The following is a 14,259-nucleotide window of genomic DNA, read 5'->3' as shown; positions in this document are numbered from 1 at the left end:
CAAATTGCTCGTGGCGCAAACGGCGGCGCCACATACAATGAAACATTCTAGGGGTTACCGTTCCCCCCTAGTACAAGGTTCCAGATAATCGGAACGAATCAAACAACCGCTCTTTGAACGGGTTAACCGATGCTTCGGAATACAAGCGATAAGACACATCGCCTCGGTCGATGGCGAACTTGTAATCCACACTGGTCAGGCTTCCCCCCACCACTTCGCTCTTATCCAGCAAACGGAACAACGCCCATGGCCCTTTTTTCTCTATGCTTCGTGGCGACAAATTGCTTTTGGTCGGTACTAAGGTCACTTTCGATACCGAGCTTCCTCGGAGCGTATTTGGCCAAACCAATTCCACGGTTTGTCTTGGGCCGTGACTGTACTCCACGTACTGTCCATCGATGTTGATCACCGCACGGCGCTTGTTCGAGGTTAAGCGCACTGGCTCCAATGAGAACGCGACATCCAAAATGCCTTTGCGGTTAAAGAACGCGCGTTGGATCTTCTTCGCTTGCTTTAACTGATCCAACACTTCTGGGCGAATCAGAGATTGCTGCGCGGAGTCTTCCGAAATCGAAATGCCTTCTTCAATGAACATTTTCAGCTGCTCGTTGTAGAAGCTGTCAAGCGTACCGTCGGGTGAGAAAAACTCTTCGAAATCTTCTAACGCCACGTCTTTAAGCGAGCCTTGATCAAACGGATAACGAGCGGCAAACTTCTCTTGGAATACCGAGTACACATCGCGCTGCCAGCGAATCTCTAGGTGTTTGATGGCCTCTTGTTTCACCACATACCAACTTTCATCGGCAATTTTGGTCACCATGTTGTCCAGTGGGCTAGGCAAGCCCGACGCAATGCGTTTTAAGGTATAGATGGGATCCGCATTACTCAGGCTGATACGCGCTTTGGTGGCATCCAACGCGGCGCGGCCAACATCTGGCGCGTCTTGTATGGCTTTCAAGTAATTCAAGAGTTGCACAATGGCCGTTTGCACTTCATCAAAATACGCGGGTTGCGCGCCTTGCGTGTGCAGCATGGCATTCAACTCGGAGAACGGCGCATGAATCATGGACGCCACTTTGTATTTCGGCGACTTCAGCAACTCTTCTTTGGCGTCTGCATTTTCTGGTAACTCGCTAAACAAGCGGGTGTTGTCCTCCAACGTTTGAAGCAAGCGCGTGAAAGGTTGCGTGCTGCCTGTTAAATTATCCAACACCAATACAGCGTTATTGATATCAACAAAGTACTTCACATCCACTTCGTTCAACGCGTTACGCCAAGTATTGGTGTAGTCAACGACGTACTGAGAACGAATTTTGTTTTTCAGGGCGATTTTGTCTGCCGCGCTGAATTCCGCCACTTGCGTTTGCCCCAATACCCAGCTGTCGATGAGGGCGAGCTCCGACACGGAGTCCGATTGCTCGATGAAATAGCTGTCGAAGCCTTGCTTGGACAACATACGCGGGATCATCAGGTTTTCGCTGTCGATCACGCGCTCTTCAAACACCACATCAAACACGGGGCCGACCTGATTGCGCAGGTTGATTGGCGCACCGAGATAAGTGGACGAATTGGATTTCAGGTTACGGTAAACACGTTGTTCGATAGACATGGCGCTCAAGTCGCGTTGCGCTTTGGCGATCATCCCTTCATAGGGGCGAACCGAGGCAATCGCCGTTTGGTTACCTTCCTTGTACTGGGTCGCCAAGTCGGTGTGGTTCATGGCGTAATCTAGGTGTTCGAGCAAACGTTCTTGCGTAACGCGATTGCCCACAAATTGCTTTTGCCAGTTCTTAGAAAAGTAATCCATCACGAATTCTTTATACCGACCGCTTTTGTCGATCATCATTCGGAATACACGCAATACTTCGAGCTGGCGCTCTTCGTTTTCGGCATTGGAAAGCTCTAACGCAATGTCTTTCATCAACGAAGGCAGGTAACGGTTTTCTAATAACGCCAGATACGTTTGTTCCACCTTAGGGCCAATCATGTGTCCTTGGTACAACCCCATATCGGAAATGTATTCCGGTTTTTCGCGGAAGAAACCAAATTCCAACGTCGCCTGACGAATGGTATCCAACGGCTCCAAGATCTCTTTTTGATTCAGTTGAGACAGATCTTCTGGGTACTTACTTCTAAACTCATTCACCTTAGCCAAAACCGCATCGGCTTGATTGACGTTTTTGATGTAGTAACCGTGCCAGCTCCCAAACAACATGAAGGTTGCGATCAAACATACCACGCAAGAAAGCAGCACAATTCTGCGCTTTTGCTTCGCGACTCGGAAGTTATCCGATGCCAAGCCCGCCTCGGGGTACACAATTCGGTTGAATAGCTTTTGCGTAAAGTAAACGGTGGAATTTTTGGCGTCCTGCGCTCGGTTAATGGCATGGGTTAACCCATAGCGACGAGACGCCGCATCATCAAACGCATTCGAAGGCACCCCTTGTTGGAACACCGAGGTAAAGTACACCCCCCGAACCAGCGCCGAGGTTGAAAACTGATCGCTCCCCAACGCGTCTTGCAAGAATTCGTGCAAGACGTCTTTCAAACCCGAAATTTGGCGAGTAAAGCCATAAATGCTGCGACGCTCTGCGTTGTCCATCGTTTCAAGCAACGACAACGGCAGCGAATCCTTAATGCGCTCAACAAAGCGGCTGTAATCTTCACTGAACTCGTGCAGCCATTTATCCAAGTTGTCGACCGAATCCAGTGAGAAGGTAAAGCCCATCACTTCGTCGCGCTTGCTTTTCGGGTAGTGGCGGAAGAATGGTTCGAAGCCGTGTAACAAGTCCATTTTGGTCAACGTAACGTACACTGGCATACGGGTCGATAGGGTTTCCATTAGCTCTCTAAGACGCGTGCGCAGCAAACTTGCGTAGGCTTTGCGGCTCGACGTCGTGCCCGAGGCTAACTGGGCCACATCAATGGCGATCACCACGCCGTTTAGCGGGCGACGGCTGCGAGTGCGCTCTAACCATTCAATGAAGTGCATCCATAAACGGCGCTCCATTTGACCATCGTTGTCTTCATTATTGTAACCCTGAGTAAGCAGCTCACCATCGGGGTCGATAAGAACGGATTCTTCACCAATCCACCAGTCAAAACTGTATGGGTTTTCGCTCTTTCTGCCTGAGGCACGCATCACGGTAGAGAACACAAAATTCTGACCAGATCGGTTGATCAGACTGGTTTTACCGGCGTTTTCCAAACCGATCACCAAATACCAAGGCAGCGCATACAAATAATTGCGCTTATTGAGGTTCTCCTTCATGTTGATCATGATTTGGTTCAGCTCAACCTCTTGCCTTTCTTCGTACTGAAGAATCGGATCGGCTTTCAACTGTTCGTCGCGTTTAATGCCCGCTTTAAAGCGATTCAGTGCTTTCCATTGGTACAAACCCCAAAACGCCACGCAGATCAGTGAGAAGATCACACTGGCGATCACGCGCGACATAACGGTCGAGAGTGGTCGAGTTTCCTGATATTCCAACATGGGACCCGCCCACCAAATGGCGACGATGATCAACACACACAATGCGACCATCAAAATCGGTATGGCCGACTTGAAGCTCTGACCCATTTTTTTAAGCAAGCCGCTGATAAACTTCCCCATGTTTCTTACCTTGTATTATTCCGTTACGACGAATTGTTGTAATTGATTGATGAGCGACGGTTCCCAGTCTTCCACTTTGGATTTGATGACCGTTTGGTAAAGGGATTGATAGTGCTGATGCGCCATCGCTTCTAGCCCGTTGTTTGCTAATAAATCGGCGGTTAGCAGCCGCCAGTAGAAAATGTCTCTTGGTTCTTTTGCTGATGCCAAACCCTCGTTTAACATTGCCATTGCAACAGACAACCCCGCTTCTTTTGCCATCACAAACGCTTCTTCACGTTTCTCATCCCAGCTGTTCACGGATGAAGAGGACTGAACCCGCTCATTCGAACGCAACCAGCTTTTGGTGTCGTCATTAATAAACGGCACACCCCCTTTAAAACTCATGGTGGCGAGTTCCGGAATGCGCGCAAGAAAGTGCTGTGACTCTTCTAATATGGCGGCGGCCCACGTCGGTTGCCCAAGTTTGAGCGCGATCTGGGCGCTTAAGTACTGACCATCAAACCAATAAGGTGCGATGGTGAGGCTTTGTTCTACCTTGCGCCATAACGCCAAATCGGGGTTACGTTGCAGTTGTTCTAAGTAATCGTTCACGCGTTCACCTACCATAGGGCGAAGTTGCGTTTCCCCTTTGTGGTTGGCATCCGGTGGCGTACTGATGGTCGACCAAACCGCAAAGCGACGAACGCGAATACTCAGCGCATGGCCGTATTCAAATTCCGTCAGAAAATCCGCCACTTTTTGCAGCGATTCTTTGGTGGCTTTGTCGCTTCCCGTGTCGATGGAAACGGCGCGAGGCGACGTCGACGAACCCGCCTCGGTCGCCGTGTCTTGTTGTGCAGACTGGCTCGATGATGACGGCAGATCTTGCAGCTTATTGGATTCCAGCCAGCGTTCTAACTTACGAATGAACGCCATAAAATTCTCATCGTCCAGCGACAAAGATTGCGCCGTGTGGCTCCACGCAATTTTGGCTTTCGCGATGGATTCGCTTTGCGCCTCTGTAACCGGAATCGAGCCTTTCACCAGCTTATCGAGTGCCGCATCAAATCGCTGCAAAATCTGGCTAAAGAACTTTCTTCTCGGCAACAATCCTCGTGCACCGGGCGCGGGAAAACACGTTTCCCAGTACGTCGCCATAAAATCCACGGTGACTTGAATGGAAAGGTTAAAACGCGAAACTGAGTTACTGTGATGGAAGCATTGGAGTAAATGCGTCAACAGTTTCAGATCCTTCGTCTTATTTTCCATCAAAGACAGAATGCCCGTTTCCACTTCTTCCCAGCGCACGTCGCCATGAGACAAAGAACCGACTTTCATCATTTGGCTTTCGACAAAATCGAACACCGGATCGTCGATGATTCGCTCCCCTACTGGGCTCTCTTCAGAAATCGGCGCACTGATCTTGGCTCGGATTGCTTTATCTTGCACAAAATTATCGTCCATAATGTCGGTGCGTTGCGTGTCCATCGCTACCATCGGCAAAGCTCCCTTAACTCGGCAAAGCTCTCTTTTGAATTCGTGGTTTCAAACACCAAACCGTCAATGCGCTTGGCGTTCGAACGAACATGGATTTGTTTTTGGTTAACCAATGGCTTCAAAATGCTGATGGCCGCCAAACCGCGCCCCGATCGCAGCACCATGCCTTGCTCATCAAACGTCCAACGTTGACGCGCCGATCCCAAAGAGACATCGGCACGCGCCCCTTCTTGCTGATCGGGGAAAATGATCTCCAAACGCGAGATCTTTTTAATGCAGCTCGCCATGAGGATCACCGGATCTTCTGTGCTGTCGGTTCTGGGCGTAGAGCTCAAGGTAAACCACAGCGCTTTGTCGCCATTGCCATCAATGGTTTCGTTACGGATCCACTGCGGCTCTGCACCGTTCTGGATGTCCGCTCGACGCGCTTCACTTTTGACGGCGCGTTGCCAAGGTTCTGGACGCACCAAGGCTTTCGTGGCAGAGGCCTCGGCAATCGGCGTGCCGAACAACCCATCGAAACACGCTAAACGGTCCACTTTGGATGAAATGGCACGGCAAGATTGGGCTTGCTTCAACAGTGACGTCTCGGTCACTTCCTGTGCCAACACGTTACCTGACAAAGCTAGGCTACCTATACAACTAAGCAAAAGACGGGGCATCGTGAGTGTGCGTTTAACCATCAGATAGTGATCTCCAGTTTGGAACATTTGTCGGCCAAGGTACGCTTAGGTATACCCAAGCTCTCCGCCGCACGTGATCGGTCGCCTTTGAACTGACGCAAGCGCAGTGCAATGATTTTGGATTCGTAGCTTTTCACTGCCGAACGCAAATCCGAAATGGAAAGCAACGTTTGCTCTTCGTCTGGCATGTCGTCCACGTTGTCTTCATTGGCGACCATTCCTGGGGCATCTTGTATATAGCGCCCCAGTGCATCCGCCATCAATTCATGGCCGTTGTGAAGGTGCGCGCAACCAAATTCAATCAAGTGACGCAGCTCTCGGACGTTGCCCGGAAAGGAGTATTGCATGAGCATATCCAACGCTTTGAAATGCAGGCCGCGAACGCGAGTACCATGGGTTTGGTTAAATTGACCGATAAAATGTTTCGCCAGCATTTCAACGTCGTCCATGCGCTCTTTGAGGCTTGGGACGTACAGTGGGAATTGGTACAAACGGTAGTACAAGTCTTGTCGGAAGCTTTTCTCTTCCATTTTCTGACGCAGCTCCACGTGGGTTGCTGCCACCAAACGAAAATCTGAGCTTTGCTCTTTTTCTGCACCCAATGGGCGGAAAGTTCGGGTTTCAAGCACGCGCAATAATTTGGCTTGAAGAAGGGGGGGCATATCGCCGATTTCATCAAGAAACAACGTTCCGCCATCCGCTTGCGCGATCAAACCCGGTTTGTTGGTGGTGGCACCAGAAAACGCCCCTTTGGTGTAGCCAAACAGTTCGCTTTCTAACAAGTTTTCGGGGATGGCGGCACAGTTGATCGCCACCAGCGGCTTATCACGACGAGAAGAAAGATCGTGTATGGCAGACGCCACCACTTCCTTACCTGCTCCCGTTTCACCTTGTATCAGCACCGTCATATCGGATTGTGATGCCGTGGCAATTTGCTCGCGCAGCTTTTTCATGGCCGTGCTGTCACCCACCAGCTTGTGCTTGATCGCGTCCGATTGCTTTAGAATGGTTTGCGTTTTTTCAACGTAAGACAGTGACTCTTTCAGGTTGCTCTTCGAGACGGAGGCTTCGTTTAATTCACTCAGCCTCTCCCAATGACAGGTAAATAACGCCAAAAAGCGGTTGTAATGGGATTGCCCTAGGGCGTTTTTCCAACGGTCAACGTGAACCAAGTTCACCGACAACGCGACTAAACCGCCGTGATGATTCAGCAAAGGCGTCACGACAATTTTTTGCTCCGCTCGGCAACCTTCAACCAACGAGATGAAATTGCGATCGCCTTGCCAATACACAAGGTGCTCGTGATTAATGATTTTTTGTCCACCGTTTTGCAATACGTGCGCAAATGGGCATTCAAAATCGGTGACGTTCCAACAAAGATCCGGCACGCGATTTAAAGTCACCAATTGGCGACCGTCGGGCGTGACGGCAATAAAGAAGCTTTTGTCGACCTGCAAGTCTTGCTCTAACGTGTCGAGCAAAACCTGCACCAGACCGGAGGCTTCTCTGGCATTGACCAGCTTGTCGGAAACGTTAAGCCAATCCGTCATGCTATTCCACCCTACCGATGAATTCGCCATCTTGCGCACACATGCTGATGTGCGTTACGGGTTCTTGATTGGCGAGTTTTTCCAGCAATGCGAGTGAAATCGGAGGCAGCATTTGCCCTTCGATGATGGCTTCAAGCATGCGTGCGCCATTTTCCGAACGAGTGGTACGAGACAAGATTTCGTCGATAACGCTAGGCTCAATGTCCACCGTCGCTTTATAGCGCTCGGTAAGAACGGTTTCAAGGCGAGCCAATTTGCCACGCACGATTTTGTCCATCACCTCTTCACCCAGCGGCAAGTAAGGCACCACTTCCATCCGCGCCAGCAACGCAGGCTTGAAGAACGCGGCGAGTTCTGGGTACAGCGCGTCGTCCATCTCATCGGCACGGTCGGCGTAATCGACAATGGTTTGGAATCCTAGGTTAGACGTTAGGAAGAACACGATGTTCTGGCAGTCAATCAAGCGCCCTTCCCCATCCGCCAATTCGCCTTTGTCGAACGCTTGGTAGAACAGGTTCAGCACTTCTGGGTGTGCCTTTTCAACTTCATCCAACAACACCACCGAGTAAGGCATCTTACGAATGGCTTCTGTCAGCACGCCGCCCTCACCAAAACCGACGTAACCGGGAGGGGAGCCAATCAAACGAGAAACGGTGTGCTTCTCTTGGTATTCCGACATGTTAATGGTGGTGAGGAAGCGCTTGCCGCCATACAACTCTTCAGCCAGTTGCACCACGGTTTCGGTTTTACCCACACCACTTGGCCCGACGAGTAGGAACGCGCCTTTGGGTCTGCCGGGTCTTCTTAAGTCGGCGCGTGCTGTTAACAAGTGTTTGTGAATGCGTTGAATCGCCACGTCCTGACCTTTAATGGCTTTTCCAAGAATGTCCGGCAGGTGAGTGAGCTTCGTTAGCTCATCGGTGTTCATTTGATCGATCGGCACACCTGTCCAGTCGGCAATGACTTCAGCCACTTGCTGCTCGTCGACCTCTGGGTGAATAAGGCGATCATTGAACGGTATTTGCTCAAGTTCTTCATACATCACTTCAAGCGATTGTTTGGTGTCTTCCAGCGCTTCTGGTGTTAATTCATCAGAAAGCAGCTTGGTGCGAAGCTCGATCATGTGGTTGATCAAATCTCGCTGTTTTACCCATGCGCGCTCGGTTTCGTGGAATTCTGCTTGGCATTCTTCGTCTTTGGCAATGAGTGTGGCAAGGCGCTCTTCATCGATGTTTTGCCCGATCTGAAGTTGGCGTTCCAGCATTTTGCGCTCTAACGCATATTGATGTTGAAGCGTTTCAAGTTCAGACATTCTGGCTGGCGGCGTACTGAGGTTAATGGAAATACGCGCACACGCGGTGTCCAATACATCAATGGCTTTGTCCGGCAGTTGGCGACCGGAAACGTACCTTGCCGACAAGTGCGACGCCGCTTTCAGTGCGCTGTCTGAAATCAGTACCTGATGGTTTTTTTCGTACACTTCGCACAATCCGCGAAGAATATCGACGGTTTGATCCGCAGAAGGCTCGTCCAGCTTCACCAATTGGAAGCGGCGGCTCAGCGCTGGATCTTTCTCGAAGTATTTTTTGTATTCTTTCCACGTTGTAGCCGCTACGGCGCACAATTCGCCCCTTGCCAAAGCCGGCTTTAATAGGTTGGCAGCGTCACCGCCCCCTTCCTGATTCCCTGCGCCGATCAAGGTGTGCGCTTCGTCGATGAACAAGATGATCGGCATAGGCGACGACTTCACTTCATCAATGATGGATTTCAGGCGTTTTTCGAATTCCCCTTTTACGGCCGCGCCAGCTTGCAGCAGGCCCAGATCCAAACTCATCAGCTCGATGTTTTTCAGCTTATCGGGTACTTTTCCATCAATGATGCGAAGGGCTAACCCTTCAACGACCGCACTTTTACCGACGCCCGCATCACCCACGACAATGGGGTTGTTTTTGCGGCGACGACACAGTATGTCGATCATCAAATTGATCTCTTCATCGCGGCACAGTACCGGATCCAGTTCTTGCTTGCGCGCTTGCGCCGTAACGTTAGCGCAGTATTTGTCTAGCGCTCGGTTGCCGTCATTCGATGCTGGCGCTTTCGCCTGTTTCCCAGACGCTTCTACTGGCGTCTCGGACGAATCTTTAAGAATGGTGAAGAATTCACGACGAATGGTTTCGCGGTTTAGGCGATCGAATCGCATGGATAAGGTTACGGGTAAGTAGCGATCGGGGCGCATGATGGCGGTTAAGAAGATCACGCCAGAACGGAGGTGATCAAGGTTCATCTCGGTGGATGCCAATAGCCACGAGTCTTGCAACAATTCAATCAAAAGTGGTGAAAACACAGGGTAGGTATCGTGGCCGGTTTCTCGTGGGAAAGCGCCGTGTACCATGTCCTGAATTTCATGGTGATCGGTGTCGCTGCTGCGCAAAATTTCGCGCACGTCGCTCAGTGGGTTGTCCAACAACACATGCAGATAATGCTCTAGCGTGACTTCAGAGTGTTGGTGTTCCAAACACAGTGAAGCGGCTTGTTCGAGGGCTAATTTACTCTGTTCGTTCAGTTTGCTGATTAATGTAGGAAGTTCGATTCGAATCACGGCGCAACCTTTGACGTTAAAAATTAAAAATGAAATCTATTGATATCTTTGGGTTATCGAATTTGTTTTATAAAATCTGATTTAGCTGGTTCAGCACATCGAGTGACTTACTGTTCAGCAAGTAGCGATAGACAAAAAACACCACCGCCCACAACCCAGCAAAGCCTGCAAAAATCAGCCAGATCGGCATTTGACGGCTTAAACGGTATTTGGTAGCCACCACATGGTCTGTGGCACTGGTGAGCTCTTCTGGCTCTTTGTCATCCAGCCTTGATAACGTTTCGTACAACTTGATCGCCACACGCTCGCGTTCTTCTTTTCCGCCTTCCACGACTTTGTATTTGCCTTCAAAGCCCAGCATCAAGCAGAGGTAAATGAACTCCAGCAAGACGCGATACCTTGGCGGATCGCCTAATAAGCGATTCAATATGGTGAAGACCTTTTCCCCACCCCAAGTTTCGTTGTGAAACCGCGTCAGCAGGGAATGCTCTGCCCACGAGCTGTCGGCACCCCATGGCGTGCTCATGACGGCTTCATCCAAAACGGCGCACAACACATAGCGGTACGCCATGATCATGGCGTGTTCTATGTCCGCTTGAACCAATTCCATTTCGATGGCTTTGATTTCTTCTTGCGCTTGTTTGTAGATGGTTTCGATGTTTTCACATTGCGCTAAAGAGCGGATACGAAGTGACAAACCCAGCAATGGGGTGGCCGCATCGATCATTTTGTTTTGGTTGTCACCACGCAGCTTGAACCAGTAATCCTGATCCGCATCGATGCTTTTAACTTCATCAAACAGCAGTTCGTCGTAGCGGTCTTTGTTGAATTCTTCAGTGACGATCATGATTAACTCCTAATGGCCCAGAACTGCAGATCCAGCTCATCAAATTCACCGGCAACATGGAAAGCAAACCCACTGGCGTTTTGCAGCATGCGCCACGCTTCGCTGGTTTTGTCCAATTGGTAGTAGGTGTAACCCGCGTGGTAAGGCAACTGCCTTGGTGCCACGGGCAATGGGCTGACGGGGACGCCCGGTAGCTGCAATGAAATCAGTTCGCGAATTTTTTCCACTGAGGCAACTTTGGTTTGCTGCACAAACAGGCGGCGTAAATCTTCCAGCGGCATGCGTGCTCGTACGGCCAAAATGAAGTCGGCCGATTCCAGCAAGCTTTGATCTTGGATTGGGGCAACCATCAGCCCGTAGCGGCGTTTTTGCAACTGAATCGACACCGCTCTTGGCTCCAGCACAATGCTGAGAGATTGGCGTAGCTTGAGCATTAAAGATTGAAACGATTCCGTCGGCATTTCATGTTGATACACCGTAAATTGTGGCGGCATGCGGCTTTCGTCGGTGAAGGTCGCCAACTCACCACAGATGGCACTGAGCGATTCGTATAAACGCTCTGGGTGCAGGCTTCTTAATGACGACAAATGCTGAAGTTGTGGCTGCAATCGGTTCAGTGATTGCAACAGCATAAAGTCGGACACATCGGCCACGCCGCCTTGGCTTGGCGAACCAATCCGCTGGGCGATGTTTTTTGCACGTTCACGCATTAAGCCCGACATTTCACTGATGAATCGATGCAAATGCGGCACGCCCACTACGTTGAAATGACAAGGGACGAAATCCGCATCCAGCATCACGCTGCCATCGGGTCTCTTTTCAAGAATCCGCGCAATGGCGATAGAAGCAAACGCGCTGCGATCTTGTTTTTCGAGCATTAAGCGAGGTTGGACAGGCGACACATCCAATACCGTGCTGTCCCCTTGTGGTGTATGCACATCGCGCACTTCTTGTTTGCGAGCGGTGTATCGCCCTGTCCCCTGCGAATCTGGGAAACTGATTTCGGCTAAAGAGTCACTGCGAAGTGGAAGCGCGAGATACACGATCTGGTTAGCGAGAGAATCGTCACTGATTTCCAGTGCTTCGGGCATGAGATCTTCTTGCGGAATGCGAAAAACGGTGCCATCCGGCATGACGCCAACCGCACGTTCAATGGCAATACGGCCAAAGCTTAAATATTCCGGATTCAGCGACAGCTCTGATACCCCAAACAGGTATTGGCTGGAAGACGAAATGCGCTCATCTAACGCATACTCCATATAACGTTGTTGTTGCTGGAAATGCTGTGGCTTAATGAATAATCCTTCGCTCCAAACGACTCTATTCCGTGAATACATACTCACTCAACCTTATCTAACTTAATGTCGTAATCTTTAAACAGCATCAGCAAATGGTACTTCCGACCTAAATTGATGATCTTTACTGCTTTTTTCCATTCGCTCAGTTCTGGCTCGGCAAACTTTGCTAACACGCCGATGTAGCGGGTGTTGTTGTCCACCACGACGTCATCGACGTATTTGAATTGACCCGGCGTCAATACGTAGTCGTAAACTCGTATATAGTTGCTTTTTAATACCTTTTTGTGGTCTTCATTGATCTGATCAAAATCCGCGGACATGAACATGGAGTCGTCCACCAGCTCAAAGACCTGAATTTCAACAGGGGACGCCTCACCAAACACATTGGGGTTCACCCCTTCATCCGCCACCATGCTGAACGACACGACCGACGGCTGCTCTTTGACATCTTCGCTAGAGCTGCACCCTGCTAACAGTAAAACGCCCAACACTATGGACAGCATTTGTCTCACGATCACGACTCCATCTGTTTCTCACGAAGTAAGCGGTCATACGCTTGATCGAACACTTCCCAAAACAGCTTCTCAAAACCTTGCTGACGATCGGAAGTCAGCTCTTTGTAGTAGCTTCGGTACATTTCCCACGCCCACGCATCGGTGTTTTGTTCTGGCGTTTGGTAGGAACGGCGGTAATTTTCGAAACGCTTCATCAACACTTCAGGTGAGAAGGCGCGCACAATTTGCCCGAGCGCCAACGTGGTGGCCATTTGCACCACATCGTTATGATCTTTCTGATTTTTCAAACTTTCAGAAATGGCGGAAGGCGCAGACAAATGCACCGCCCCGGGACTGGTGTTGAACAAGGTTTTCACCGTGTCTTCATACGACAACCCTAAACGAAGTGGGTTGTCTTCAATCGGTTGTAGGTTTTTATTGATCACCCCGTAGCGGCTGTTGTCCACGTGTTGGTGTAAGTCCAGCAACCCTCTTACTGCGGCTTGCAGTGCAGCGCCCATTTCTTCCGACGTCATTTGCACATCACCAGACTGGTGTGAAGGGGTCACCGACACACCTAACCCACGAAATAGTGGACCAGACAATAGGTGGTTGTGTTCATCGCCAAGCGGCATGTCCGCTTTAAATTGTTCATTTTGGGCGATTTCTTCTTCTAATAAATCTAGGGTTTTATCGTCCATCTTGTAGCCCTCTGTTCTGAACGCGTTTTGTGCATCAGTCTCTTTTGTTGAGAGCTGATCATAGGTGTGAGTTGAAGGCTGAGATTGCTCAACCTGCTGAGATTGGGTTGGCGCTTTCGTAGGATCCGTCACCGTGACAGGCTCGGATCGTGAAGCGTCGGGTACTGATTTTTCTGCCTCTGGCATTGACTTAGCCGATGCCGGTTTTGATGATGCAGATTCTGGTTCTGATTTCGAAAAAAACGAAAACGGGTTAAATCGGCTGCGCTTTTTCAGCTTTATTGCGGACGAAATTTCATATTCGCTGTCCGCTTGAAGGGTCGGTTTTTCACGGCTTTCTGGCTCTTCATCCGCCAGCAGCCGATTCGCTTCAATTTGATCGTCCGACAGTTTTTCTTCTTCATCGGCATACAACCGTTCGCTTTTCGCGGCGGTGTCTCCACCGTCGAGCACATCGAGCGGGTCGACGTAAGTAATTTCTTCTGGCACGGATAGGCTTTCTTCGGAATCTGGGTCGCCTTTTACTAGAGCGGCATCTTCAGTGAACAATTGCTCTAGAGATTGGTTGTGCGACGCGATGCTCGCGCGGTCATTTCCGCTGACCACCATCAGTTCATAAACCCCAATTTTTAAGGAATCTTTGGTGGTGATTTGCGCCATTTTCCCTACGCCAACGGGCATGGTTGCCCCATTCACATAGGTTTTGCCACTGAGGTCTTTTACGCAGAAATGGTTGTCGTACACCAAGATCTCACAATGGCTGCCTTGCACATCTCGTCTTTGATCTTGCAGCACCCAGAACGCACTCGGGCTAGAACCGATCACGCCACCCTCTTCTGTAAATTCACAGGATGGTGTGAGCCCTGGTTCCAATTCTTTGGTGTTGGATACCATCAAATTCAGACGTTTATTTTGTTCCACTTCCTATGCCTCTAATGCTTAACCTACGCAGTTGTCTAACCTGACTGCTCTGTTTAACCGGACTGCTCTGTTTA

The 14,259-nt window shown here is 50.1% G+C and carries 9 protein-coding genes; all 9 read right to left on the bottom strand.

Features of this window, described 5'->3' with window-relative positions; all coding sequences use genetic code 11:
• Positions 1 to 67: 67 nt before the first annotated feature.
• Positions 68 to 3,613 (bottom strand): type VI secretion system membrane subunit TssM, encoded by a 3,546-nt coding sequence (gene tssM / locus HC752_RS08700; RefSeq protein ID WP_190334754.1) that lies wholly within the window; start codon positions 3,611 to 3,613, stop codon positions 68 to 70.
• A gap of 15 nt (positions 3,614 to 3,628) precedes the next feature.
• The gene (gene tssA / locus HC752_RS08695; protein WP_446751433.1) at positions 3,629 to 5,083 is read right to left on the bottom strand and encodes a type VI secretion system protein TssA; all 1,455 of its coding nucleotides are present in this window, start codon (positions 5,081 to 5,083) and stop codon (positions 3,629 to 3,631) included.
• A gap of 2 nt (positions 5,084 to 5,085) precedes the next feature.
• The gene (gene vasI / locus HC752_RS08690; protein ID WP_190334753.1) at positions 5,086 to 5,715 is read right to left on the bottom strand and encodes a type VI secretion system-associated protein VasI; all 630 of its coding nucleotides are present in this window, start codon (positions 5,713 to 5,715) and stop codon (positions 5,086 to 5,088) included.
• A 59-nt stretch (positions 5,716 to 5,774) separates the two neighbouring features.
• Positions 5,775 to 7,325, bottom strand: a complete 1,551-nt coding sequence (locus tag HC752_RS08685) for a sigma-54 interaction domain-containing protein (protein ID WP_190334752.1) — start codon at positions 7,323 to 7,325, stop codon at positions 5,775 to 5,777.
• Position 7,326: 1 nt separating this feature from the next.
• A complete protein-coding gene (tssH, locus tag HC752_RS08680) occupies positions 7,327 to 9,924 on the bottom strand; it encodes a type VI secretion system ATPase TssH (protein ID WP_190334751.1) in 2,598 nt (865 codons plus the stop codon).
• Positions 9,925 to 9,991: 67 nt separating this feature from the next.
• Positions 9,992 to 10,771 carry a type IVB secretion system protein IcmH/DotU gene (gene icmH, locus HC752_RS08675; RefSeq protein WP_190334750.1) on the bottom strand — a complete coding sequence of 260 codons (780 nt, stop codon included), beginning with the start codon at positions 10,769 to 10,771 and terminating at the stop codon, positions 9,992 to 9,994.
• 2 nt (positions 10,772 to 10,773) lie between these two features.
• Positions 10,774 to 12,108 (bottom strand): type VI secretion system baseplate subunit TssK, encoded by a 1,335-nt coding sequence (gene tssK / locus HC752_RS08670; RefSeq protein ID WP_190334749.1) that lies wholly within the window; start codon positions 12,106 to 12,108, stop codon positions 10,774 to 10,776.
• 2 nt (positions 12,109 to 12,110) lie between these two features.
• On the bottom strand, positions 12,111 to 12,572 hold the full coding sequence (tssJ, locus tag HC752_RS08665; RefSeq protein WP_194717325.1) for a type VI secretion system lipoprotein TssJ: 462 nt from the start codon (positions 12,570 to 12,572) through the stop codon (positions 12,111 to 12,113).
• Positions 12,573 to 12,583: 11 nt separating this feature from the next.
• Entirely contained in the window at positions 12,584 to 14,185 is a 1,602-nt protein-coding gene (gene tagH / locus HC752_RS08660) for a type VI secretion system-associated FHA domain protein TagH (RefSeq protein ID WP_190334747.1), read from the bottom strand.
• Positions 14,186 to 14,259: the final 74 nt, after the last annotated feature.

The organism is Vibrio sp. S9_S30 (assembly GCF_014694455.1).
Classification (GTDB): domain Bacteria; phylum Pseudomonadota; class Gammaproteobacteria; order Enterobacterales; family Vibrionaceae; genus Vibrio.
The sequence above is the reverse complement of the archived record's forward strand: the minus strand, read 5'-3'. Positions and strand labels throughout refer to the sequence as shown.